The sequence below is a fragment of the Dyadobacter sp. CY261 genome, from assembly GCF_021440085.1.
Classification (GTDB): domain Bacteria; phylum Bacteroidota; class Bacteroidia; order Cytophagales; family Spirosomataceae; genus Dyadobacter.
The window spans coordinates 277,772-300,996 of the sequence record NZ_JAKCPW010000011.1 but is presented as its reverse complement, the minus strand read 5'-3'; the positions used below and the strand labels follow the sequence as shown (position 1 = coordinate 300,996).

The window sequence follows — 23,225 nt, the reverse complement described above, 5'->3', positions numbered from 1 at the left end:
CGGTTGCATTCATTTCCTAACCGCCCTTTTTATGAAAAAAATCGTCATACTACTTATAATACTGCTGACTTTTCAGGGTTTTTCCGTGCAAAGTCAGTCCGCACCCGATGTTCTGAAATCTTTAAAGGCCGGGCATCCCAGGCTGCTTTTGCTGAAAGGGGAGGAGCAGGAAATTTTATCCCAGATTAGAAAACACCCGGAATGGAATGCGATCCACCAGGAAATTCTGGCTGAATGCGACAAGCTGATTAACACGGCGCCCGTCGAGCGAATCAAAATCGGCAAAAGGCTGCTTGACAAATCGCGGGAATGTTTAAGGCGGGTTTTTCAATTATCATATGCATACCGGACGACCCAGGACGAAAAGTATCTCAGGCGTGCAGAAAAGGAAATGCTGGCGGTGTCTGCTTTCGAAGACTGGAACCCGACGCACTTCCTGGATGTGGCCGAAATGACCATGGCGGTGGCAATTGGCTACGACTGGCTTTACGACGGACTTTCAGCCCAGGCCAAAACCACGATCAGTGAAGCCATTCTCAAAAAGGGAATTGAACCTTCATTTGAAAAAAAGCATAGTTCTTTCCTGAATGCGGAGCATAACTGGAACCAGGTTTGTAATGCCGGAATGTCCTTTGGCGCATTGGCTATTGCAGAAAGTCAGCCAGAAATCGCGGCAAAAGTGATTTCAAGAGCTGTCGCCACCATTCCCAAAGCGATGCTGCCCTCGTACCAACCCGACGGTGCCTATCCGGAAGGGTTTAGCTACTGGGGCTACGGAACAAGTTTCAATGTGCTGTTTATCAGTGCGATTGAAAAAGCGCTGGGTACGGACTTCGGACTTTCGCAATCGCCCGGTTTCCTGAAAACCGCCGGATTTCTTCAAAACTTGGTCGGACCTACCGGCCTGGCGCACAACTGGGGCGACAGCGGATTGAAAGAGGGACTTAGCCCTGCGATGTTCTGGTATGCTGAAAAGACGGGAGACCCTTCTCTACTGTGGACACAGAAAACATTGCTTTCCGATAAGACCGGCAACAATGTGCGCAACCGTATTTTACCGGCATTGCTGGTTTGGGGTATTAAAACGGATCTCGGCGCGATTAAGGCGCCGGTAAAAAAGCAATGGGTAGGGCAGGGGCCTTCGCCGGTTGCGCTCATGCGCACTTCCTGGACGGACCCAAATGCCATTTTTGTAGGTCTGAAAACGGGGTCGCCTTCCGTAAACCACGCCCACATGGATATCGGCTCTTTCGTGATCGATGCGCAGGGGGAGCGTTGGGCGATGGATTTCGGTATGCAGGATTACAATTCTTTGGAAACAAAGGGAGTGGACCTGTGGAATCGCACGCAGAACTCGCAGCGCTGGGAAGTTTTTCGTCTTAACAATTTTGCGCACAATACATTGTCTTTTGACGGTCAGCTGATGAATGCAAAGGGCTACGCCAAGATCGATTCGTGGTCTGACAGCAAGTCTGAAATGATGGCAGTGACTGACCTTTCGGATCTTTATAAAGGCCAGGTTACTGCTGCCAAACGCGGTATCGCCATCCGTGACGAAAAATGGGTGGTGGTAAGAGATGAAGTGAAAACCGGAGATAAACCTGCCCAAATGCGCTGGAATCTGCTCACGGGCGCCACTGTAAAAGTGGTCGACGGCAAAACGGTGGAACTGTCGCAGAATGGAAAGAAAATGTTGATTGTGTTTGAAACGAAAGCGAACATCGAGATCAAAACCTGGCCCACCACCCCGACCCACGATTACGACGCGCCTAATCCGAACACGCAATTTGTAGGCTTTGAAGTGACCATACCCGCGAATTCTGATGAAAGCTTTAATGCGATTTTCTCACCATCGACGCAAGTTCCGAAAGTGAAGCCTCTTGTGTCGTGGAAGTAAAACCTGGTTGACCTTATCCTGAACCTGATGAAAAAAGTCTTAACTCTATGGCTTCTTTTGGTGCAGCTCACCTACGCTCAGCAATTGCGTAAACCTGGTGAGAACGTTGCTATACCTGTTGAAGCCGGCCAGGGTCAGCCCGACGCTGACCTTGAAAAAATAAGGAAACGTGTGGTGGAAGATCTTCTCAAACCGCCAATCAATGCAAAACACGTTGAAGAGTTGATCAACACCCAAAAGCAAGATGGTACCTGGCCCGGGATCAATTATACGGACGTTTCACGCACGGGATTTGAGCATAGCGAGCACCTGAACAATATGCTTGAACTGGCACGTGCATTGAAAAAGCCAGGCGCTGCATATTTCGGTAAATCCGAGGTGAAAAAAGTAGTTTCCAATGCCCTCGATTACTGGTTTGCGCATGATTTTATTTGTGAAAACTGGTGGTGGAACGAAATGGGAACTCCTCACCTGATGGTCAACATCCTGCTCGTTATGGACGAGGAACTGACTGAAAACCAGAAGAAAGAGGGTGTAAGAATAGCAGGCCGGGCCAACCTGGAAGCTTCCGGTGCGCGGCCGGGAGGCGACCTGATACAGATTGCCGGAATGCGCGCCAAGCAGGCGCTTTTTCAACGGAATCCCGAAGTGTTGGCCAAAGTAATGGAGGTAATGGTTTCGGAAATCAAGGTCTCAACCGGTCGGGGCTTAAAGCCGGACCTGAGCTTTCACCACCGGACCGACAATGTGATCTCGACTCTGGCATACGGAACCGGATACGCGAATGCATTTGCATATTGGGCCGTCAAAACCGAAGGCACAAAGTTCAGACTGCCCGATGAGCCGATGAAACTGCTGGTCGATTACTTTTTGGACGGGATCTCTCAATCGCACATTTACGGAAGATATCCCGATCCCGGGGCGGAAAACCGGGGGATTAGTCGTAAAGGCGCATTGAAACCTGCCGGTCCGGAACTGGCGGAAAACCTGCTGAGGGCGACTTCCTACCGAAAAGCGGAGCTGGAAAATATCATCCGGATCAGAAAAGGAGAAGTAAAGCCGAACCTGACGCGCGATTACTATTTCTGGCATTCGCACTATTACACGCATCAGCGCCCGGACTATTATGTTTCGGTACGGATGCACAGCAAGCGGGCCGCGAACATGGAACAGCCTCACAATGAGGAGGGAATTAAAAATCACCATTACGGCGACGGGAGCAACTTTATTTCGCGAACGGGCAGAGAGTTCGACGGGATTTTTCCGGTTTGGGACTGGCAAAAAATACCGGGAACAACTGTTTTGCAAAAACCGGAGCTGCCGCATTGGAAAGAGCTGGCGAAACCGGGTATCAATGATTTTACAGGCGGGGTGACGGATCAACGCTACGGAGCGGCTGCATTCGATTTCGCCAGCGTGCACGATCCATTGAAGGCAAAGAAAGCATGGTTCTTTCTCGACAAAGAATTTGTGGCACTCGGAGCAGGCCTCACTGCGGATGCGGACAACAATGTAGTAACCACACTGAACCAGAGCCTGCTCACTGAGCAGGTGTCGGCCGGGGTGGAAGGCAAGATCCGTACGCTGGAAAAAGGCGGGCATAAGCTGGAAAAGGCAAGCTGGGTACACCATGATAGCACGGCTTATATTTTTACAAAACCAGTGAGCTTGCATGTAAGCAATCAGCAGCAGACGGGCAGCTGGCGGGAAATCAATCACCATTCCCGGGCTACTGACGAGAAGGTCAGCAAGGAGGTTTTCAAGGCTTGGCTCGATCACGGTGCACGACCTTCTGATGCAGACTATCAGTACATTGTTGTAGCCGGAATGAGCGCTTCCGAAATCGACGCCTATCGCCAAAACCTACCTGTTCAGGTCATTGCCAATTCACCCGCAATGCAGGCTGTGCGTCACATTGAGCTGGGCTTGGTGCAAGTTGTTTTTTATAAACCCGGTAAAATTCAAATCGCAAAGGGACTATCTGTTACGACGAAAGATGCCTGTATGGTAATGCTGCAATTAAAAGGGAACAAAGTGACTAAGATCACCATTTCCGATCCTTCCGGCAGCCGTTCACAGCTGCAATTGGAAGTAAGCCAAAAACTGAAACCGGTTTTCGATCAAGTTCAAAGTTCGGACGCCGGCGCTGGTCAGACCCTGCTTACTTTCCGGATGCCCGATGGCGGAATGGCGGGACAAAGCGTAAATACCGCATTCTAGGCAACCAAACAACGAGAATTTAGAGTCTTCCAAAGATGAAAGATAGATTCAAGCATATTGTTTTTACATTCTTTTTAGGTTTTCTGGCCGGAACATTGCTGGCCCAGGAGGTTCCTCCGGATCTCAAATATGCCGAAGCGGAGCTGATCCTTCGAAAAGCTGACGGTTTCAAAGGGATTTGGTATATGAACCAGCCGTCAAATGATGAGTATGTTTACAAATACAGCGGCGGATTGGCTCTATATCCTGCCAATCACCGGCCATTTGCGATCTATGAAAAAAAGGTAAACAAGACATTTTTCTGCTTTGGAGGCACCGATGACACAAACTCGACATTGCTTCACAACGTATCCTACTTTGACCATAATACCGGTAAACTGGCGAATCCGGTGACCTTGCTCGATAAGAAAACAATAGATGCACACGATAACCCGGTGATATCAATTGATGATCAGGGGTATATCTGGATTTTCTCCACTTCGCATGGGGTAGCCCGCCCTTCCTACATTCATAAGAGTAAACAGCCTTATTTCATTGAGGATTTTGAAACAATACAAGCAACAGAGATAGTCAATGGTCAGGAAGTTCCATTTAACAACTTCTCCTATTTTCAGGTTTATCCTGTTAAAGGACAGGGCTTTATTGCGCTTTTTACAAAATATAATAAGGCGGGTCACCGCGTGATCGGATTTAATACAACGAAGGATGGTGTGCACTGGAATGAGTGGAAAGTGCTTGCCCATATTCAGGACGGGCACTACCAGATCAGCGCGGAATCAAACGGGAAAGTAGGGGTGGCGTTTGATTACCACCCGAAAGGGAAAGGGCTTAATTACCGAACGAACCTGCATTATCTGGAAACCGCCGACTTTGGCAAAACCTGGCAAAATATAAAGGGAGAGCAGGCGCAGTTGCCGTTAACCGACACGAAGAATCCGGCCCTGGTTCACGATTATGCGGGCGAGAAGCAGAATTGTTATCTGCTCGACATGACGTTTGACAAGCAGCAAAAACCGGCCATACTGGTGATCGCCAGTAAAGGGTTTGAGGCCGGGCCTGTTAATAATCCCAGGGAGTGGACGCTTTTCCGCTGGAAACAAAATAAATGGGAGCACCGTCTGGTGACAACTTCGGACAGCAACTATGACATGGGCTCTGTTTATGTCGAATCAAACAAGAAACTAAAAGTAATAGGGCCGACCATTGACGGCCCCCAGGCTTACAACCCGGGTGGCGAGGTAGCGATGTGGGGCAGCAATGACGGCGGCAATACCTGGACTATGGAGAAGCAAATGACCCGAAACAGCCCCATGAACCATTCTTACGTCCGCAAACCCCTTAATGCCAGATCTGATTTTTACGGTATTTGGGCCGACGGACACGGAAGGAAGCCGTCAGAATCCTATTTGTATTTCACTGATTCAAGGGGAGTGGTGTATAAGTTGCCGCGACATACCACCGAAGCAATGATTACGCCCGAGATATCTAATGAGCGATAGGTTAGTTGATCACTCCTGGTGTCGGAAGCTCGGCAGTTGCGGGCTATCGGAAAGCATCGTATATGTTTGACACAGAGAATAAGTTATACCATTCCGAACACGCGCGTAAATTAGAATATTTCGTAAAAGCACTGGCAGTCATAAATTGTTTTTTGAAATACTGATTGTAGTGGAGCGGCAAGCTACCGGTTCAACACAGCTTGCATGGTGGTCAGCAGTAATTGATCCGCATGCTGTTGCTCTTTGGAGTCAGGAGGCAACCCAAGTAAGCAGTGGATCTGTCCGGCGAAACAATATTCCCAAACCTGAACTTTGGCCTTTCGCAACTTCTGGGCATAATGCCGACCTTCATCGCGAAGCGGGTCGAACTCAGCTGTAAGCACCAGAGCTGGTGGCAAACCACCCAGATCCTGCTGGTTTATCGGGCCGATTTCCGGGTTGTTCAAATCTTCATTTGGCGCATACTTTTGGATCGCAAATTCACTAAATGCTTTGGTCTGGAAATAGCCGGTTGCATACTTCTGATAAGATTTTAGCGTTGTCTGATCTTCCATTAGAAATGGTTGTACAGGAACTCGCACGTCGCGAATTTGTTCCACCGAAGTCGCTGGCGAGCCTGGCAGATCATGCAGAACTGTTTTTAAAGCGTGTGCTACGCGCGGATCGAGCTCGCCCGTGTTGCAGGATTGGGCTTGGACAACAGGGATAAGAATATTAATTGCCAGTATCAAAATCAGTTGCGTTTTCATTCTTCCGGTTTTTCTCCAAATTTGTTGTGTTTGTGAGCTTTACTGGTGGTAAAAACGCGACAAGTTTGTCAGCCAGCGAAGAATCCCGCAATCCAAATTGACGTTCAGGCGCATCCTTTTCTTGCGTTAGATAGGTTGTTGGCGCAACACCTGCCAAATCTTTAAAATCTTTCGCCAGATGCTGATAATCATGATAGTTGCACAGTAATGCTATGCTAAGCCAGTCGAGTTCAGGGTGATTGTATTTAAGACAAAATGCTTTTGTCATTCTCGCAATACGGATGAAAAGCTTAGGACTGACCCCCATTCTTTCTTTAAAAAGGCGCTCGAATTGACGCGGGCTGAAACAGCTCGATTCGGCGAGTGCAAGTACGGATGTTTCCTGCGGGTGCAGGACCAGCTGACGCGTCACTGTATCAATCGGATGCGCATCTTTCCTGATTGCAGCAGTCAGTTCCAGTAGCAACCTGTCCACAATACTGATCATTTCCTGCGGTGAGCCGGCACTGCTGAGTCTTTCGTTAACACGCCTTATTTCCGTTGGCAAAACATCTTCGGCATCCACAAAAGTGTTTGTCAGCTCATAAAATGGAAGATTTGTGATTCGATAAAGCACGCCTGGGTGGAAATTGACCAGTAATACACAAAATTCTGGTCCGACCAAATGCCGATTAGTTCGCTCGGAAGACTGTCCGATAATGGCAGAACGCGGGCGCGAGATGAGGGTATTGCTGGCTAAATGCTCAACGCGCTCGCCACCCCGCGGAAAAAACGCCAGCGTTTGCTCTGGACGTGGTGCGTAAGGTTTGAAAGGAATGTTGCTGCCAGCCGGAAAAATGAAATGGCGCAGCTGGTAGCACTGCACGAAAGAATGTAAACGAGGGTCGGGCAGGAATTCATGACAGACCATAGTGTGCCAGTGATATGGTGGGAAGACGGAATAATATGGGAATATCAGGCAGCAAGTAGCTCATAATCAAATTTTGAATAGCTAGCGATATATTGTACTCAGATCAAATCAGTATCCTCCCAAAACGGTTCAAATTTTTACAAAGTGGTTCCAGATACTGTTATCCCGAGCTGTTAGGTAGTGGCATCTTCGGAAACTAGCGGAAGATAGGATTCATTGTGAGCAATTCATTTATCATATGGAAAAATTCGTGTTATGAGTACTGATACTGGTTCCTAAAATGGATTTTCCAGTTGTGACAGAGGTAGTTCAATGATATCTGCAAAGAGCCGGGAACGAAAAAGTGGGCAGGCTGGGTTTGTAATGGAATATTAAACAGTAAATAATGGAAATAGGCATAGATAGTTTTGCTTCGGCTATGTACGGAAGCAATGCGTTAAGCAGTGAAGAGGCCATGGAACAGCTATTGGACAGAATAGCTGCCGCGGATGAGGCCGGACTGGATATTTTTGGGATTGGCGAACATCATAAAAAGGAATTTTTGGACTCTGTTCCTGCGGTGATACTTGCAGCAGCAGCGGCCCGTACAAAAAAAATCCGGTTAACGAGTGCCGTGACCGTACTAAGCACCTCCGACCCTGTCCGGGTATTTCAAAGTTTTGCGACGCTCGATATTATTTCCAAAGGCCGGGCGGAAATGGTTGTCGGCCGGGGCTCGGCTATCGAGGCGTATCCATTGTTTGGATTTAACCTGAACGACTACGATGCCTTATTCAAGGAAAAACTGGACCTGCTGCTGCGTATCCGTGATGAGGAATTCATTACCTGGTCGGGAAAATTCAGACCAGCATTGAAAGATCAGGCCATATATCCACGGCCTATTCAGAAAAAGATACCGGTCTGGCTGGGTGTAGGCGGAACACCGGAATCGTTTGTGCGTGCCGGCATGTTAGGGCTACCCCTGATGGTGGCCATCATAGGCGGCGAGACGGAGCGTTTTCGACCATTGATCGATCTGTATAGAAAAGCGGGTCAGCAGGCCGGTTTCGCCCCACATCAACTCAGGGTCGGGCTGCATTCACCTGGTTACGTTGGAGAGAACGATCAGTCTGCCATTGCTGATTATTACCCGGGGTATGCTGAATTATGGACAAAATTAGGACGTGAACGCGGATGGCCACCCGTTACCAAGAGTCAGTTCGACAATCTGATCGCACCCAAAGGTGTACTTGTTATCGGCGGGCCGGAAAAGGTTGCCGAAAAGCTTTTAAGACATAGCGAAGCCCTTGGTGGTGTGGATCGATTCACTTTTCAGATGGATAATGCAGGTCTTAGTCACCAAAAGTTAATGCGATCTATTGAGTTGATCGGCAGCAAAGTAATTCCACTGATCAGGCAAAATGCGTGAAAAATGGACATCAACTGGCCGGCAATGCAAACAGATCACGCTGCGTAGATCTTCTGAAATCGTTTTGGGAAAGTCCTGCACCTTTTTCATTTGCGCATTTGGACACAACATTAACCAAAATGGAAACATGGATTAAAACGGCGGGCAGGACCTTTGCATTGAACCAAAACAAGCAACAATGCAAACGATCTTCATTACCGGCGCATCATCCGGACTAGGGAAAGAAACCGCAAATCTATTCTTGAGCAGGGGTTGGAGAGTGATCGCAACCATGCGAAACCCTGAAATGGGAACAGCACTCGCCGGCCTGGATAACCTGATCCTCATGCCACTGGATGTCACGGATCAGCAGCAGGTAAACGATACTACCCAACAGGCCATATCAATGGGGGTGGATGTAGTTGTAAACAATGCAGGCTACGGCTTGGTAGGCGGATTTGAAGGATATTCGGACGAGCAAATTAAAAGACAGCTGGATACGAACCTGCTAGGTGTATTGCGAGTAACCCAGCCATTTATATCGTATTTTCGCGAGCAAGGCAAAAAGGGACTGTTCTTGACGATTACATCTGCCGCAGGAATTGCGGCCAATCCGCTGGCCTCGGTTTACAGCGCAACCAAGTTTGCACTGGAAGGATGGAGCGAGGCAATGAATTACGAGACGAATCAGTTTGGTATTTTTTTCAAAACGGTCGCACCAGGGGCAATGAATACCGACTATGTAGGCAGGTCGTTAACTTACGCAGCGCATGAAGCATATGAGCCGTTGTGGAACAAAATGATCGCGGGTTTTCAGGACGGCAGCACCAACGTCGTGTTTTCAGATCCCGCAGATATCGCTGAAGTGGTGTATGAAGCGGCCACTGACAATAAATCACAGCTACGCTACCTTGCTGGCCCCGACGCTGTTGCAGCCGCTGATAACCGCCAGCATCTTGGGCTTGAACTGCATAGTAAACAGATTTCGGCGCTTTATCAAATCGACTAACGATGACAAGAAAAAACTTTCAGCCCCACATTTTTGAAAGTGTCTCACAGCTGCTGCAGGCCTTAGGATTGCCCAAACCGACCCACCCCCTGATCGCCTTGGTAGATTATAAGGATATCCAAGTGGACACGCAAAATTTGGGGACAGGTTATTTATTGAATTTTTACAAAATCTCTTTCAAAAAGCATTTTGCAGGGCAGATCCGTTATGGGCAGGGCCATTACGATTTTGAAGAAGGTGGACTTTCCTTCACCGCCCCAAACCAGTTGATATCGGCAGCTCAGGAAGAAAAGGATTATAGCGGGTATACCTTATTATTTCACGCCGATTTTATCCGTAATTATCCCTTGGGCAAGAACATGATTAAGTACGGGTTTTTCTCTTACTCGGTTGCTGAGGCCCTCTACTTGTCGGACAAAGAAAAAAAGGTCATTTTTTCGTTATTTGAAGCGGTTGGCATGGAGCTGGATAGCAATATCGACCATTTTAGTCAGGATGTACTGGTGTCCCAGATTGAAACACTGCTTAATTATAGCAACCGGTTTTACAACCGTCAGTTCATAACCAGAAAAGTCGTTCATAATGATATGATTGCAGAAATGGAATCCTATTTGTCTGGGTATTTCAACGAAAACAAGGCGCTACTATACGGGCCGCCCACAGTCGAGCAACTCTCCGACCACCTGAATGTTTCCCGGCGCTACCTGAGCGATATGCTGCGTTCACTGACTGGCCAAACTACCCAGCAGCACATCCACGCGAGGCTGATAGAAAAAGCAAAAGACATTTTGAGCACAAGCAACCTCACCATTGCCGAGATCGCTTATCAGCTTGGCTTCGAATATCCGCAGTCTTTCAATAAGCTTTTTAAGAGTAAGACAAAGGTTTCACCCCTGGAATTCCGGCAATCGTTCGATAATTAGTGATTCAAAACATTATTCAATAAAAAACAATCGTTTCAGAATTGAACCAAATTCGTTCTCTGTTTGTAAAATAATCATGGCAAGAAATGTTGAGTTTAACGAGGAATATGCAATTCAGAAGGCAATGGAGGTCTTTTGGAAAAAAGGCTACTCGGGCGCTTCGATGCGTGATCTGACCGATGCCATGCAAATCAACAGCAGCAGTTTATACAACACGATAGGGGATAAGAGACAGTTATTTGTAAAATGCATCCGGAGTTATACCCAGGGGCGGATGAAGGAAGCTCTGGCGCATTCCGCTAAAATCAAATCGCCTTTAAAAGCGATCGTAAGCTTTATCAATGAGTCAGTAAGTACAATTCTGTATAGTAATAATAGCTGCCTTGCCATTAAGACCACTTTTGAGGTGGCGACATCTGATCCGGATGTTCAGGCAATTTTGCGGGAAGACGATGACTTCACCCACGGTTTTTTACTTGACCTGGTCAAAAAAGCGATTGAGCAGAAAGAAATAGACAGCAATACAGATGCTGAAACCCTGACTGATTTTATTGTACATGCCTTTACCGGCTGGCATGAGTCCTATATCCTTCACCAGGACCCTGCCCGGATCAAGAAAATGGCCAAATACCTCATTTCCCAGATATCCAGATAATTTTTTTTCTAAATTCTGAAACAATCAACTCAAAAAAGTGCCATAATTAATCAAATATACAGCCCTTCAGGCCATGGAAGCTTGTCTGAGGGCGGGCGTGCATTACCTGGGCATCAGTGCAGAACTAGAGACTTACCAGTTGGCCGAGTCTATGGATAGCAGGGCCAAATCCGCAGGTATCCAACTGATGGCAGGAGCAGGGCTTTTTGTAAGCTACGATGCACTGGCAGTGCACCTGAGTACTCGCCAGGATTAATTCCCGACACGCATCTGTACGCCATTTGATTTTCTAATAAAACATCACTTACAATTCAACAATAAACAATCAAAATAATGAAAAGTGAAAGAGCGATTCTAAATTTAATTGCAAAATATACCCATTTCTTAGACCAGGGAGAATTCGGCAAAGTGGGCCAACTATTTGCTCGCGGGACACTGATCACTTCTTTCAATTCCCCGAAGGGAAAGGAGCAGGTAGAAAAGCATCTGACCGATAATTTACAGGTTTATCCGGACGGCACGCTTCGGACCTCGCATGTGACGACCAATATTGTATTAGACATTGATGAGCAGGCGGGAATCGCAACAAGCGTGTCCTATCTGACCATCTTCCAGCAAAATCCTGATAAACACTTTCCGCTGCAGGCGATACTTACCGGCCGCTATCATGACCAGTTTAGAATAACCGGCGGCGAATGGTATTTTGAGAGCCGCGAACTGACCATTACGCTGATTGGCGATATTTCCCATCATGCCAAAGCAGGAAGCTCGGAAGCTCAAACTGCCGATGACAATTAGATCCAGTCTTAGGCCATCCACTATGATCCATAGAAAAGCGGCTTTTGCCGTCATCCTAACACTACGGCTCATATCATTCCGGACTTGCGGCGGCCTTTATTGTTGCAGCGGTTCTCTCATTGATAGCAGCGTTTGTGGCCTGGCTGATGATCCCTGTTCAAAGAGAAACTAAACATTGATTCACATGAAGAATTTGGATTTTGACAGTGAATAGACAGTTGAGGAGGATGCCCTGGCTTTCTAACAGACGAAAGACCAGTTGGCAAAATGACTTTTACCCAGCAAGGCCGCTGGGTAAAAGTAGAGAAGCCGCCGCATCGCTGGTGCGTTCTGACAATAGGGTGATCAAAGCTGCATAACGTATATAGATGATCGGTGGACGCAGATCCCGACGATTAGAATCAACAAACCGCAGGTTATAACTGAATTAAACCAACTCTGCATTATTGGAATAAAATGGATAATCAGTACAACCAACTTCGGTTCCGCCGAAGAAGGATGAGCGGTCATAGGGGTTTAATGGAAGTCCTTCTCTCAATCGTCTGACCAGGTCTGGATTTGCGACATAATACCTGCCAAAGGCTACTAAATCAGCATCTCCGCGCCCTATGATATCTGCAGCGCCCTGCCCATTGAAGCCACCTGCGGCAATGATTGGTCCATGAAAGACTTTACGCAGCTGCACGGCAGCGACCGGTTCTACCAGGTCATCCCTGTCAACATTTCCAAAAACCCGCGGCTCAATTAAATGCAGGTAAGCAAGCCCGAATTTATCCAGTTGCTCTACGGCATATGTGAATAGTTCCAGTGGGTTACTGTCTGACATTTCACCCCATCTGCCACTTGGCCCTAAACGGACACCAACGCTATCTGCCCCATAGACATCAACCATTCGGCTAACAACTTGCGTCAATAAACGAACCCTGTTTTCAATTGATCCGCCATATTCATCAGTTCTCTGATTAGAACCATCCTGCAAAAACTGGTCAATCAGATAACCATTGGCGCCGTGCAGCTCTATACCATCAAATCCTGCTTGTTTTGCTCTGTTGGCTGCCGCATGAAAATCATCGACAATGGAATGAATTTCTTCTATAGTGGCTTCGCGGTTTTGCGTTGCTGGTACCCAGCCGTCCTCGGTGCAGACCAGATTGTTGTGCGGAATTGCAGAAGGTCCGATAGGTACACCACCATCAGGCTGTAAGTCCTGATGTGACTGCCGGCCGCCGTGAAAAAGTTGCAGGAAAATGATAGCACCTTTGTCGTGAACGGCATTTACTACTTTTTTCCAGCCCTCCAATTGCTCTTCGTTTAAAATTCCCGGTGCACCGGCGTAAGCGTGGCCATTAGGTGATACGAGTGTCGCTTCGGCAATCAAAAGCGCACCAGGGGTTGCACGCTGGCTGTAATATTCTGCCATCAGGTCATTGGGAACACCTCCCTCGGAGGATCTCATGCGGGTAAGCGGCGCTAGCACGACCCGGTTCGCGAGTTGATTAAGACCCACTGTAATGGGGGTAAATAGACTGGTGCCGGCTAGTGCAGTCCCAGTAGTTTCCAAAGTACTCATATTTCTGACCATCTGTTTTATGTCTTGCTATTCCGAATTCCACTATGTTATGAAGTTCGACGTCAAAGGTCCGGATAGCCATCTTGTCGCTCCTTATACAGATTCGCAGAAAATTAGCAGTACAGTTTTTCTTACCGGGTAAATGAATTCAAACTGGTATTTTTTGTTCTTTGAAAATATTATATACCGATAGGTATTATTCCAAGCATAGAAACCATGATTGAAAAACAATTTCGCTACGTACAGATTGCTACCAAGATCGAGGACATTATCAGCCGTAATCATTTAAGACCTGGTGATAAAATTCCATCTGTCCGGCATATTAGTAAAGAGCTGAGCGTAAGTATGGCTACCGTGGTGCAAGCGTACAGTTTGCTGGATGCAAAAGGCGTAGTGGTTTCTCGACCCAAATCCGGTTACTATGTAGCGAAACCCTACTTAGGTCAGGTTAGACCAGTCACACAACAGTCTTTTATTCCACTGCCGGAAACAGTCGAGGTCAACACGATGGCAACGGCCATGATTAAAAATACCAGGAAATATGGTGTAGTAAATTTTTCTACCCTGGCGCCATCGAAGGAAATGATGCCAACTGGTCGCTTAAATAAGGCGCTTATTCAAGCGACCAGGCAGCAGCTTGACAATCAGTATCTTTATCCGTTCCTGGAAGGCTCGCCCCGACTTCAGGCACAGATCGCTTTGCAGTCCATGAACTGGACCAGACCTGCAAGTAGTGATGAAATATTGGTTACCAACGGCTGTATGGAAGCGATCAGTCTTTGTCTTGATGTGTTGACCCAGCCTGGCGATATTGTTGCGGTCGAATGCCCCACTTATGCAGGCTTGCTGCAGTGCCTGGAAAGCCGGGGTTTACAGGTGCTAGGCATCGAAGTTGATCCGCAGCAAGGATTGAATGTGGATCAACTGGAACAGGCAATCGCTACTCATTCTATTGCGGCTTGTATCTTTTCACCAGCATGCCACAACCCTTTGGGCTGCGCAATGCCGGAACAACATAAGATCCGGCTCGTTCGTTTGCTGGCCGCACACCGCGTTCCTTTGATCGAAGATGATGCACTCGGTGAACTACATTTTGGCGCCACCAGGCCCTTGCCGGCCAAAGCCTACGATGATGAGGGGAATGTCTTATACTGCTCTTCCTTTTCAAAAACGCTCACACCCGGTTTTCGCATTGGCTGGGTTAGCGGAGGAAAGCGGCACTCTGGATTGGAGAGGCATAAATTTGCTTCCAATATCGCCACCAACAGTCTTTTACAGGAGGCTTTGAGCAATTATTTAGAAAGCGGTCATTACCACAGCCATGTTAAAAAACTCCGTAATACTTTAAAGGAGCAGATAACCAAATACCAGGAAGCCATCGCAAAATATTTCCCGTTCGAAACGCGTGTTTCAGATCCACAAGGCGGGTACAGTCTTTGGCTGGAACTACCCGAGAAGATTCAGGTACATGACCTTCAGCGACTGGCATTGAAAAAAGGCATCGGCTTTTGTCCGGGACAGATTTTTTCTGTTTCCAAAGCCTACCATCACTATATCCGGATCAATTGTGGTTCCTTATTTAACAATATAATTGACGGAGGTTTGAAAGAACTAGGCGTGTTAGTACATCAACTTGCATTGGTAGAGGATGAGCCGGTAAATTGATCGTCAACTTCTGGGAGGCTCCTCCGGAGCCATGGAATACGATGTCATGAATGCAATGGGGAAAAAGTTATTGCTTCCTGCTTTATTACTGAAATGCGCCCAGGCACTACAGAACAGATCACCTATGAGAAAATTTCAAGTCTTCCTCGCCCTAATGTTGTTTGCCGGCATTGCCTCGGCGCAGCATGTAAAGCCTTGCAAGCCCTGCGGGGAGTTGAAAAACCTTCAACTTCCGGATATTACGATTTTAGTTGCTGAGGCGAATGCCGGGGACACGATCAGTAATCCCAATGAGCCTTGGCGCGGAACTATCGTCATAAAGAAGCCTTTCTGTCGCATACTGGGCAGGATAAGCAAGGAAATTAATTTTGAGTTATTGTTGCCCGACGAAAGTAACACGCGTTTCCTGATGTCGGGAGGTGGTGGTTTTGTGGGAAGTATTCAAAATGACTTTAAGATTAAAACAGACGAAGGATTTGCAACAGCAGGCACCGACACAGGTCACGAAGGGGGCGCCGATGCCAAATGGGCTTACAATAACATGGAACGACAGCTCAACTTCGGAAGGCTTGCCATACATCGTACCGCCGTAGCATCTAAAGCCATTATGCAAAGTTATTATTGCGCGGCACCCTCCAAATCGTATTTTGTCGGTTGTTCACGTGGGGGCGGACAGGCGATGGTGGAGGCCCAATATTATCCTGAGGATTTTGACGGGATCGTGGCCGGGGCGCCCGCATTTGCCTGGCCGGCCATAGCTGCGAAATTTTTGCAACACAGCCAATACAATTATCCGGACCCGAACGAGCTGAGGCCAATCATCACAAAAGAAAACCTCAAACTTTTACAAGGCGAAGTGCTGAAACAATGCGACCAACTCGACGGTTCGGTGGATGGGATCTTAGGCAATCCAAGTAAATGCAAGTTCGATTTTTCTAAATTACCGGTGTGCCCTAACGAAAAACCGGGAAGCGGATGTTTTACAAAAGCGCAGCTCGTGGCAATCAAGTCGATTTACAGTCCCTTGGTAGTAGATGGCAAACAGATTTACCCTGGCTTTCCCTTTGGCGGAGAAGCCGAAGATGCTTCCTGGGATCCCTGGATCACCGGGTCTAGTTCCTTCCAGCAAAAAGAGCCCAGCCTGCATTACATGTTTTCGACCAATATATACAAGTATTTCATTTTCAATGATTCAACCTTTGATTATTCAAAATACAATTTCAAAAATTTTACTGCGCAAACCGCCTATGCTTCATCCTATCTGGATGCTACCAACACTGATTACAGCGAGTTCAAAAAACGAAATGGCAAGATTATCTTTTTCCATGGATGGAATGACGCCGCGCTCTCGGCAAACGCGACCATTGAGCACTATGATGGGATATTAAAAGCCGACAAAGATGCGCAATCCTACGCTAGACTGTTCCTCCTTCCGGGCGTTTTACACTGCGGAGGCGGCCCAGGTTGCGACAAGGTTGACTGGGTCGGCCTGATCATTGATTGGGTAGAAAAGTCAAAAGCCCCCGATCAGATCGCTGCGTCGAAAGGGGGTGGGGAGAAGGTTGTTACGAAGAATATTTTTGCTTATCCGAAAGAGTAGGAACAGATTACAAAATATCCGCCCATATTTTTTGAGGTCTTGGCTCGAAGTTAGGTGCGGTATTCTCCGGATCCACCCAGGCGCTTTTTGATATATGGATTCTCAGCGTGGCCTCGAATCAGGTAGCTCTACAATGGTCTCCTTAACGTTATCATCTTTGGTTTCAACCCAGGTTGGTTCGGCTAGATAGTCACTAACAGTTTTAGCGCCAGATGTCTTTTGTGTAAGGGTGTCTTGTAACTTATTGATAGCTACGCTTAATGAGTGGATCTTTGGGTTGGAGGTAGCATGTGCCATGCGGAAAGGTTTTAGTTAAAGAAGCAATTATGTAAATCCGTCGGGAAGTTTCCGGATATTTTTTCTGGTCGTCACCATTGCCGACCGCAAGCCGGACGGCACGATTATTATGCCGGTTGGCGCACATTCTGTTAATCAACAAACCAGGGAAAAAATGGAAGAGGATAAAGAGCTAAATGTGATTGAAATAGAAAGGCAGTTCGATGTGGACGTGGAAACACTCTTCAAAGCCTGGACCGAAGCGGAACAACTTAAACAATGGTGGCACCCGATGGGTGAGTCGCTGACGGATGTAAAAAATGATCTTAACGAAGGAGGCGAAGTCGCATATTATGTCGGTGAGGCAGGATTGGAAATTACCGGTACGTACAAGGAAGTGGTACTGAACGAAAAGCTCGTTTATTCGTGGGTTTGGAATATGAGCGACGAGGGTTCCGAGAGTGGTTATTCGCTGAATGTTAGCTTTTCCGCCGAAGGTGAAGGCAGCAAGTTGCGTGTGATCCAGGAAGGATTTTCAGGGCCCGAGTTTTTGAAACCGCATCAGGATGGCTGGGATAAGGGTTTGGATGATCTTGAATCGTATCTCTCCGGCAATTCGAAAGGTATCGACGCAGGTGAATCGCAAAACGAGACGCAGGACGAGACTTCCGGATATGAGCCTCCTCAACGGGATAACCTGAAAAGTGCAGAAGGAATGTCCGACCGGTCGGGAGGGTATAATGAAGCGCCGGAACAGGTTAAGGTTGGAGGGGGTTGAATCTGGGCGACCCGTGTAGGGAGTAGGAGGAAGGGGCAACGGGCTTGATGCTGATTGCCCCTTCGTTTTTTTAAAATTGTGACAAGACGGCCCTACTTTACGAGCGTTGCTTCCAATTCTACGGACAGCGTTTCGAAAAGTGTTTTCACTTCAAAGACGGTCGAGACTTGTTTTATTTCGTTTTTAGCGATCCATTCCGTGAAGGTGTCGAAAACCGAGAAAAATTCCGGGTGGTTGGTCGTGTATACATTCAGGCGGACGATGTTCTTCAGTTCGTATCCCGCCTGGCCCACGACCTGTTCCAGATTATGCATGGCCAGGAGCAGTTGGGTGCGCATATCCGCGTCGCTCGATGTTCCGTCGGGATGCACGGCCGCCTGGCCCGCGCAGTATAAAGTGCTCTCGAAGTGCTTCACTTCCACGCCCTGGTTGTAGGAGCGTTCGTCTTGCCATTGCCAGGGATTGATGATTCTTTTTTCCATTTTTGCTTTCAGTTGATTTCAATGCAAACCTACCGCCTGCATCGGAAATCATCCCGTGAGGCAACTCACGACTTTGTTGTGAGGTAGATCACACTAAAAGTCCAGCCTGCTCAGCGTCTCTCTGGAAACGCCCAGATAAGCAGCCAGTTGCGTTTTGGGGAGGCGTTGCACCAACGAAGGGTGTTGGGCAACGAGCTGTTCGTATCGCTCCTGTGCACTCGAAGTCATCAATGACAGAATGCGCCGCTGCGCTGCGAGGAAGCCGGCAATTACTTTTTCCAAAAAGAAATGCTCGATGCCTGGCAGGCCGTTTCGTAAGGCGTGGAAACTATCCAGCGACAAGCAAAGCGCTTCGGTGTCTTCCAGGCATTCCATGGAAAGAGTCGCATTGGTCCGGGTATAATAGGCCTGAAAGTCGTTGTCCCACCAGTCTTCCATTGCGAACGCCAGAATGTACTGTTTATCGGTCGCTTCGTCGGTATAAACCAGTTTCGTCAACCCCGAAAGCAGGTAGTAATTATAGGGAACGGGCTCGCCTTGCTGCACCATGAACTGGTGTTTTTTGAATTTCTTGAAAGTAAAATGCTGCTCGACAAACGCGTATTCATCGTCTGTCAATGGCACCAGTTTTTCAATGTGTTGCCGCAATTTGGATTCCATTCCCGATCAGATTTAGTTGAAAAAGACCTATTCCCCGATGATCTTTTTACGGTGTTCCATTCCCCAATCGGTCAGGTTATTGATGATGGTTTTCAATGTGAGGCCGTGCTCGGTTAGCTCGTACTGGACCGTTACGGGTTGGGTGTTTAGCACAGTCCGTTTCACCAATTGGTTGATTTCCAGTTCTTTCAGCTCTTTGCTCAGCATTTTGTTGGAAATGCCTTCCACGTCGTTCAGGATGTCTGAAAAACGCCTTTTGTTATAATAGCAAATGGATGAAATGATCGAAATCTTCCATTTGCCGTTCAGCACGTCCATCGAATCCTGGACGGCCATCATTTTCTTTTTATGCTTGTCAATCAGATGGGGCTCGCACTGCATATGTTACTTTGTTACCTCGATGTTACTGTTACTTTTCGCTACGAAGTTACGAAAAGTAACCAACCCTACCTAGCTTTGTATTCCAATTTAAATGGATTCAACAGTGAACAAATTACAAAATAAAGTGGCTTTGGTAACAGGTGCTTCCAAGGGCATAGGCGCGGCGATCGCCAAACAATTCGCAGCGGAAGGTGCAAAAGTGGTTGTGAACTACGCATCAAGCAAAGAAGACGCCGACAAGGTGGTGCAGGCCATCACCGAAAATGGCGGAAACGCTATTGCCGTGAAAGGGGACGTGTCGAAGGAAAGCGATATAGCGAGGCTGTTTGAAGAGACCAAAACCGCATTCGGCTCGCTGGACATTCTCGTGAACAATGCGGGAATTTATCAATACGAACCGATCGAGCAAGTATCGGCAGGGACGTTTCATGAGCAGTTCAATATCAATGTGCTGGGCTCCATTCTCGCGATCCAGGCATCGCTAAAACTTTTTGGTGAAACAGGAGGCAATATCATCAACATCAGTTCCGAAGCAGGCAAGACGCCGCTACCCACCGGATCGGTCTACTCGGCCACCAAAGCGGCGCTGGACGCGATTACCATTTCCTTGTCGAAAGAATTCAGCGGCAAAAACATCCGCATCAACTCCATCCTGCCGGGCGTGGTAGAAACCGAAGGCTCGCGCAGCGCAGGCTTCATAGGCAGCGATGCCGAGAGGAAATTCGTAGCCACCACACCCCTGGGCCGCACCGGACAGCCTGACGACATTGCAAAAGTGGCCGTTTTCCTCGCCTCCGATGATGCAGCCTGGATTACCGGCGAAAAAATCTCCGTTTCGGGCGGCATTTACGGGCTGTAAGCAAGCGCCTATTTTTCTATTGATTTTAATAAAAAACACATGGACAAGCTAAAAAACAAAGTAGCCGTCATCACCGGCGGCAATAGCGGTATCGGGTTCGGTATCGCGGAAGCTTTCAGGAATGAAGGCGCAACAGGTGCCATCACAGGACGAAACCAGTCGACATTGGATAGGTCCGTGGAAGCACTGGGCGAGGGATTTATTAGTATCCGGGGCGATGTTACCAACCAGGACGACCTGGAAAATATCTTCCAGAAGACCGCTGATGCATTTGGGAAAATCGATGTGCTCGTCGTGAATGCAGGCGGTGTGGTGGACGGCATTCCGTTAGGTGCCATCAGCGATGTGACCGAAGAAGGTTACGACCGCTACATGGACCTGAACCTTAAAAGCGCCTATTTCACCGTGCAAAAGTCGCTGCCGTATCTGAACGATGGTGCATCTGTGATCCTCATCGGATCGAGCGCCGCCCATCGCGCCGCTCCCGGAATGGCGATTTACAGCGCTGCCAAAGCGGCGGTCATTTCGCTGGCGAAAGGCCTGTCGCTGGATTTACTTGCCAGAAACATCCGGGTGAATACGCTCTCGCCGGGATCGATCGATACGCCTGTTTTTGGCAAGCTCGTGCCCGAAGAGCATTTAGAGCAGGTGAAGCAAACCTGGATAGATCTTATCCCCGTAGGCAAGCAAGGCCTTCCGTCCGACATCGGAAAGGCGGCGGTGTTCCTGGCTTCGGATGATTCGGCTTTCATTGTTGGAACGGAAATTCTTTCCGACGGCGGCATGACTAACATCAGCCTCATGAAGTAATCGCCACTTTTTTGAATCACATTTCTACCCATTGCCCATGGTCTTTTGTGATTCAGTCGTTTAAACCCAGGTGTGGCCGTTTGCGTGCCGCACCTGGGTTTCATACGCTATTGGGAAAGCCCGCGGATGTCCGCTGCCACGATACTAAGGTCGTCATTGAACTGATGCCCGCCGATTGAAATTTCCCGAAATATCGCCCAGGGAAGCTGTTGTTTGTAAATGGCTAATTGCTCAAACGGGACTTCCTCATCATCGATACAGTGGTAAAAGAACAGAGGCGTCTTCCTGTCGATTTTCTCCGCGAAATCAGGAGGTAGTTTGAATGCTTCCACCCAATCCTCGCTCCCTTGCCAAAAAGGTGTCGCTATCAGAAAAACTCCTGCGATCTTTCGCTCTACATCGAATTCGGAAAGGCACGCAAGTAACATGGAAGCCCCTAGCGAATGGGCAACCAGAATTGCTCCGTCTTCACTGTCTGATATTGCCTGCTTGATTTGCCGTCGCCTTCCGAGATCTGGGGATCCGTCATCGGGCAAAAAAGGATAATGAACGACGTAAGACGCCCCTAACTGATCTTCCAGCGACTCTACGAGTTTTTTGTCGGCTTCAAAATCTTCTTTTGACCCACCGCCGTGAAAAAATATGATTTGAAGTGCCATAAAAGCTAAATTTGAAATGCGTGTTTCAAAGTATTTCCCATCTTTAACCCTCACGATGGCGGGTTCATTTTTTAGCTAAGTTTCTTCTTCATCTGCCAAAACAATCCACGCAGGGGCATGGTCACTGGATTTCTCCCAGCCGCGAACATGCGTGTCTACGCCGGCAGCGACCAGCCTCGGAGCCACTTGTGGGCTTAGTAACAAGTGGTCTAATCGCAGGCCGGCATTTCGTCCATAAGCATTTCTCAGATAATCCCAGAAAGTATAAATTGCTTCATCCGGATAAATATGTCTGATCGAATCGATCCATCCTTGCTTCACCAGGTCTTTATAGGCTTTGCGCGGCTCGGGAAAAAACAATGCATTGTCCGTCCAGCGCTCGGGTTTGTAAGCGTCCTTTTCGGTCGGGATCACATTATAATCGCCAGCAAGGATGACGGGCACTTCTTCGGACAGGAGATATTTGGCATGTTTTTTCAACCGCTTGAACCACGCCATTTTATAGTCGAACTTGGGACCGGGCGCAGGGTTTCCGTTTGGGAGATACAGGCAACATACCAGCATTCGACCGACAATAGCTTCAATATACCTGCTATGGTCATCGCCATCATCGCCGGGAAGAACATTCCTGACTTCCTGCAAAGGCAGGTCTTTGGAGAGGATCGCCACCCCGTTCCACATTTTCTGTCCGTGCCAAACAGCATTATAGCCCGCTGCCAGTAACGCATTTTGTGGAAATTTGTCTTGCGGCGCTTTCAATTCCTGTAAGCAAACAATATCAGGCTGTGCCTCTTCGAGCCATTTCAGCAAAACTGGCAGCCGGCCATTGATGCCGTTGGTATTGTAGGTGGCGATTTTCATTCTGTTTTAAAACTAAATTTGACTTACCACGGGATTTCACCGGTTTCAGAGTTTGTCTCCTCGCTGAAAAATTTGCCCGTCGGTGGTAATTAAGGCCGTCTTCATATTCGTATTGTTTAGTTGATGCAGCAAAACTGCGCCGACGAAATATGGGACTGTTTATGTTTAACAATTGGTAAAAACCGATCAGCGGATGTTCTTCCTGATCCTGCTCAGCGACTGCTGCGTAACACCAAGGTAGGATGCAATGTAAGCAAGCGGTATCCGATTGACGAGCAGCCACGGATAACGCCCTCAACGACAAAACCAACTTGTCTGGGGATTTTCCCCGCTTCCGAGAAATAGTCGTCCTTTTTAAGCTCCAATGGTTTCGCCTGGGCGGAAATAAGGTCAATCTGCTGCTGATTCAGATGGCCAAACTGCAAGGCATATTCGATAAATTCTTCCATGTCGGCAAATTAGTCAAAATCGCTTTTCCGGGATTTTCCATTTGCCAATCGTCTACAGGAAGTGATCATTTCACGAGCCCGCGTATTGGCAAGAATGGCCAAAGATTTAAATATACCGGTTGTGCTGA

The 23,225-nt window shown here is 47.9% G+C and carries 23 protein-coding genes; 14 read left to right on the top strand and 9 right to left on the bottom strand.

The features are described from left to right. The first annotated feature begins 31 nt into the window (after positions 1-31). The 3 genes from LZD49_RS27560 to LZD49_RS27550 are packed head-to-tail and all read left to right on the top strand — an operon-like array spanning position 32 to position 5,616. Complete coding sequence (locus LZD49_RS27560; RefSeq protein WP_234671028.1) at positions 32-1,897, top strand: heparinase II/III family protein; 1,866 nt, start codon at positions 32-34, stop codon at positions 1,895-1,897. Positions 1,898-1,924: 27 nt separating this feature from the next. After that, positions 1,925-4,117 carry a polysaccharide lyase family 8 super-sandwich domain-containing protein gene (locus LZD49_RS27555; protein ID WP_234671027.1) on the top strand — a complete coding sequence of 731 codons (2,193 nt, stop codon included), beginning with the start codon at positions 1,925-1,927 and terminating at the stop codon, positions 4,115-4,117. 35 nt (positions 4,118-4,152) lie between these two features. Beyond that, entirely contained in the window at positions 4,153-5,616 is a 1,464-nt protein-coding gene (locus LZD49_RS27550) for a BNR-4 repeat-containing protein (RefSeq protein ID WP_234671025.1), read from the top strand. Positions 5,617-5,798: 182 nt separating this feature from the next. Here the strand turns inward: LZD49_RS27550 and LZD49_RS27545 are convergent, their stop codons facing one another. Next, on the bottom strand, positions 5,799-6,365 hold the full coding sequence (locus tag LZD49_RS27545) for an alpha/beta hydrolase fold domain-containing protein (protein ID WP_234671023.1): 567 nt from the start codon (positions 6,363-6,365) through the stop codon (positions 5,799-5,801). After that, a complete protein-coding gene (locus tag LZD49_RS35850) occupies positions 6,331-7,275 on the bottom strand; it encodes an AraC family transcriptional regulator (protein WP_310590507.1) in 945 nt (314 codons plus the stop codon). The genes LZD49_RS27545 and LZD49_RS35850 overlap by 35 nt, the downstream gene beginning before the upstream one ends. Before the next feature lie 385 nt (positions 7,276-7,660). On the opposite strand from LZD49_RS35850, the gene LZD49_RS27535 reads away from it, so the two are divergent. The 6 genes from LZD49_RS27535 (at position 7,661) to LZD49_RS27510 (ending at position 12,047) form a co-directional block, all read left to right on the top strand. Further along, entirely contained in the window at positions 7,661-8,683 is a 1,023-nt protein-coding gene (locus LZD49_RS27535) for an LLM class flavin-dependent oxidoreductase (protein ID WP_234671021.1), read from the top strand. A 178-nt stretch (positions 8,684-8,861) separates the two neighbouring features. Next, positions 8,862-9,671, top strand: a complete 810-nt coding sequence (locus LZD49_RS27530) for an SDR family oxidoreductase (RefSeq protein ID WP_234671020.1) — start codon at positions 8,862-8,864, stop codon at positions 9,669-9,671. Between the two features lie 2 nt (positions 9,672-9,673). Continuing rightward, on the top strand, positions 9,674-10,594 hold the full coding sequence (locus LZD49_RS27525) for an AraC family transcriptional regulator (RefSeq protein WP_234671019.1): 921 nt from the start codon (positions 9,674-9,676) through the stop codon (positions 10,592-10,594). Between the two features lie 76 nt (positions 10,595-10,670). Next, positions 10,671-11,249: a TetR/AcrR family transcriptional regulator gene (locus LZD49_RS27520; protein WP_234671018.1), complete on the top strand. Its 579-nt coding sequence runs from the start codon at positions 10,671-10,673 to the stop codon at positions 11,247-11,249. A 73-nt stretch (positions 11,250-11,322) separates the two neighbouring features. Continuing rightward, positions 11,323-11,505, top strand: a complete 183-nt coding sequence (locus LZD49_RS27515; RefSeq protein WP_234671017.1) for a hypothetical protein — start codon at positions 11,323-11,325, stop codon at positions 11,503-11,505. A 77-nt stretch (positions 11,506-11,582) separates the two neighbouring features. Next, a complete protein-coding gene (locus LZD49_RS27510; RefSeq protein WP_234671016.1) occupies positions 11,583-12,047 on the top strand; it encodes a nuclear transport factor 2 family protein in 465 nt (154 codons plus the stop codon). Positions 12,048-12,474: 427 nt separating this feature from the next. Here LZD49_RS27510 and LZD49_RS27505 read toward each other — a convergent pair whose 3' ends face one another. Further along, positions 12,475-13,617 (bottom strand): alkene reductase, encoded by a 1,143-nt coding sequence (locus tag LZD49_RS27505; protein WP_234671015.1) that lies wholly within the window; start codon positions 13,615-13,617, stop codon positions 12,475-12,477. A 216-nt stretch (positions 13,618-13,833) separates the two neighbouring features. Between LZD49_RS27505 and LZD49_RS27500 the strand changes: the two genes are divergently transcribed. The 3 genes from LZD49_RS27500 to LZD49_RS27490 all read left to right on the top strand — a co-directional run bounded on the left by LZD49_RS27500 (position 13,834) and on the right by LZD49_RS27490 (position 17,936). Continuing rightward, positions 13,834-15,282: a PLP-dependent aminotransferase family protein gene (locus LZD49_RS27500; RefSeq protein ID WP_234671013.1), complete on the top strand. Its 1,449-nt coding sequence runs from the start codon at positions 13,834-13,836 to the stop codon at positions 15,280-15,282. 124 nt (positions 15,283-15,406) lie between these two features. Continuing rightward, positions 15,407-16,882, top strand: a complete 1,476-nt coding sequence (locus LZD49_RS27495) for a tannase/feruloyl esterase family alpha/beta hydrolase (RefSeq protein ID WP_234671012.1) — start codon at positions 15,407-15,409, stop codon at positions 16,880-16,882. Between the two features lie 451 nt (positions 16,883-17,333). Next, entirely contained in the window at positions 17,334-17,936 is a 603-nt protein-coding gene (locus tag LZD49_RS27490; RefSeq protein WP_234671010.1) for an SRPBCC domain-containing protein, read from the top strand. 92 nt (positions 17,937-18,028) lie between these two features. On the opposite strand, the gene LZD49_RS27485 is transcribed toward LZD49_RS27490, so the two are convergent. The 3 genes from LZD49_RS27485 to LZD49_RS27475 all read right to left on the bottom strand — a co-directional run bounded on the left by LZD49_RS27485 (position 18,029) and on the right by LZD49_RS27475 (position 19,459). Next, the gene (locus LZD49_RS27485) at positions 18,029-18,418 is read right to left on the bottom strand and encodes a RidA family protein (protein ID WP_234671008.1); all 390 of its coding nucleotides are present in this window, start codon (positions 18,416-18,418) and stop codon (positions 18,029-18,031) included. A gap of 93 nt (positions 18,419-18,511) precedes the next feature. Beyond that, positions 18,512-19,078: a Crp/Fnr family transcriptional regulator gene (locus LZD49_RS27480; RefSeq protein WP_234671006.1), complete on the bottom strand. Its 567-nt coding sequence runs from the start codon at positions 19,076-19,078 to the stop codon at positions 18,512-18,514. Positions 19,079-19,105: 27 nt separating this feature from the next. Next, on the bottom strand, positions 19,106-19,459 hold the full coding sequence (locus LZD49_RS27475; protein WP_234671004.1) for a helix-turn-helix domain-containing protein: 354 nt from the start codon (positions 19,457-19,459) through the stop codon (positions 19,106-19,108). 103 nt (positions 19,460-19,562) lie between these two features. On the opposite strand from LZD49_RS27475, the gene LZD49_RS27470 reads away from it, so the two are divergent. Next, positions 19,563-20,318 carry an SDR family NAD(P)-dependent oxidoreductase gene (locus LZD49_RS27470; protein ID WP_234671003.1) on the top strand — a complete coding sequence of 252 codons (756 nt, stop codon included), beginning with the start codon at positions 19,563-19,565 and terminating at the stop codon, positions 20,316-20,318. A gap of 39 nt (positions 20,319-20,357) precedes the next feature. Continuing rightward, positions 20,358-21,128 carry an SDR family oxidoreductase gene (locus tag LZD49_RS27465; RefSeq protein WP_234671001.1) on the top strand — a complete coding sequence of 257 codons (771 nt, stop codon included), beginning with the start codon at positions 20,358-20,360 and terminating at the stop codon, positions 21,126-21,128. A 107-nt stretch (positions 21,129-21,235) separates the two neighbouring features. Here the strand turns inward: LZD49_RS27465 and LZD49_RS27460 are convergent, their stop codons facing one another. The 3 genes from LZD49_RS27460 to LZD49_RS27450 all read right to left on the bottom strand — a co-directional run bounded on the left by LZD49_RS27460 (position 21,236) and on the right by LZD49_RS27450 (position 23,097). Next, the gene (locus LZD49_RS27460; protein WP_234670999.1) at positions 21,236-21,787 is read right to left on the bottom strand and encodes an alpha/beta fold hydrolase; all 552 of its coding nucleotides are present in this window, start codon (positions 21,785-21,787) and stop codon (positions 21,236-21,238) included. Positions 21,788-21,862: 75 nt separating this feature from the next. Further along, the gene (xth, locus tag LZD49_RS27455; RefSeq protein WP_234670996.1) at positions 21,863-22,648 is read right to left on the bottom strand and encodes an exodeoxyribonuclease III; all 786 of its coding nucleotides are present in this window, start codon (positions 22,646-22,648) and stop codon (positions 21,863-21,865) included. A 212-nt stretch (positions 22,649-22,860) separates the two neighbouring features. Then, positions 22,861-23,097: a hypothetical protein gene (locus LZD49_RS27450; protein ID WP_310590506.1), complete on the bottom strand. Its 237-nt coding sequence runs from the start codon at positions 23,095-23,097 to the stop codon at positions 22,861-22,863. Positions 23,098-23,225 lie beyond the last annotated feature (128 nt).

What these genes read in the sequence shown, in the direction of transcription:
- xth (WP_234670996.1), bottom strand. Translation starts at nt 22,648, where the DNA reads ATGAAAATCGCCACCTACAATACCAACGGCATCAATGGCCGGCTGCCA.
- LZD49_RS27550 (WP_234671025.1), top strand. Translation starts at nt 4,153, where the DNA reads ATGAAAGATAGATTCAAGCATATTGTTTTTACATTCTTTTTAGGTTTT.
- LZD49_RS27510 (WP_234671016.1), top strand. Translation starts at nt 11,583, where the DNA reads ATGAAAAGTGAAAGAGCGATTCTAAATTTAATTGCAAAATATACCCAT.
- LZD49_RS27465 (WP_234671001.1), top strand. Translation starts at nt 20,358, where the DNA reads ATGGACAAGCTAAAAAACAAAGTAGCCGTCATCACCGGCGGCAATAGC.
- LZD49_RS27505 (WP_234671015.1), bottom strand. Translation starts at nt 13,617, where the DNA reads ATGAGTACTTTGGAAACTACTGGGACTGCACTAGCCGGCACCAGTCTA.
- LZD49_RS27560 (WP_234671028.1), top strand. Translation starts at nt 32, where the DNA reads ATGAAAAAAATCGTCATACTACTTATAATACTGCTGACTTTTCAGGGT.
- LZD49_RS27480 (WP_234671006.1), bottom strand. Translation starts at nt 19,078, where the DNA reads ATGGAATCCAAATTGCGGCAACACATTGAAAAACTGGTGCCATTGACA.
- LZD49_RS27520 (WP_234671018.1), top strand. Translation starts at nt 10,671, where the DNA reads ATGGCAAGAAATGTTGAGTTTAACGAGGAATATGCAATTCAGAAGGCA.
- LZD49_RS27555 (WP_234671027.1), top strand. Translation starts at nt 1,925, where the DNA reads ATGAAAAAAGTCTTAACTCTATGGCTTCTTTTGGTGCAGCTCACCTAC.
- LZD49_RS27500 (WP_234671013.1), top strand. Translation starts at nt 13,834, where the DNA reads ATGATTGAAAAACAATTTCGCTACGTACAGATTGCTACCAAGATCGAG.
- LZD49_RS27450 (WP_310590506.1), bottom strand. Translation starts at nt 23,097, where the DNA reads ATGGAAGAATTTATCGAATATGCCTTGCAGTTTGGCCATCTGAATCAG.
- LZD49_RS27495 (WP_234671012.1), top strand. Translation starts at nt 15,407, where the DNA reads ATGAGAAAATTTCAAGTCTTCCTCGCCCTAATGTTGTTTGCCGGCATT.
- LZD49_RS35850 (WP_310590507.1), bottom strand. Translation starts at nt 7,275, where the DNA reads ATGGTCTGTCATGAATTCCTGCCCGACCCTCGTTTACATTCTTTCGTG.
- LZD49_RS27535 (WP_234671021.1), top strand. Translation starts at nt 7,661, where the DNA reads ATGGAAATAGGCATAGATAGTTTTGCTTCGGCTATGTACGGAAGCAAT.
- LZD49_RS27530 (WP_234671020.1), top strand. Translation starts at nt 8,862, where the DNA reads ATGCAAACGATCTTCATTACCGGCGCATCATCCGGACTAGGGAAAGAA.
- LZD49_RS27515 (WP_234671017.1), top strand. Translation starts at nt 11,323, where the DNA reads ATGGAAGCTTGTCTGAGGGCGGGCGTGCATTACCTGGGCATCAGTGCA.
- LZD49_RS27460 (WP_234670999.1), bottom strand. Translation starts at nt 21,787, where the DNA reads ATGGCACTTCAAATCATATTTTTTCACGGCGGTGGGTCAAAAGAAGAT.
- LZD49_RS27485 (WP_234671008.1), bottom strand. Translation starts at nt 18,418, where the DNA reads ATGGAAAAAAGAATCATCAATCCCTGGCAATGGCAAGACGAACGCTCC.
- LZD49_RS27525 (WP_234671019.1), top strand. Translation starts at nt 9,674, where the DNA reads ATGACAAGAAAAAACTTTCAGCCCCACATTTTTGAAAGTGTCTCACAG.
- LZD49_RS27545 (WP_234671023.1), bottom strand. Translation starts at nt 6,365, where the DNA reads ATGAAAACGCAACTGATTTTGATACTGGCAATTAATATTCTTATCCCT.
- LZD49_RS27490 (WP_234671010.1), top strand. Translation starts at nt 17,334, where the DNA reads ATGGAAGAGGATAAAGAGCTAAATGTGATTGAAATAGAAAGGCAGTTC.
- LZD49_RS27475 (WP_234671004.1), bottom strand. Translation starts at nt 19,459, where the DNA reads ATGCAGTGCGAGCCCCATCTGATTGACAAGCATAAAAAGAAAATGATG.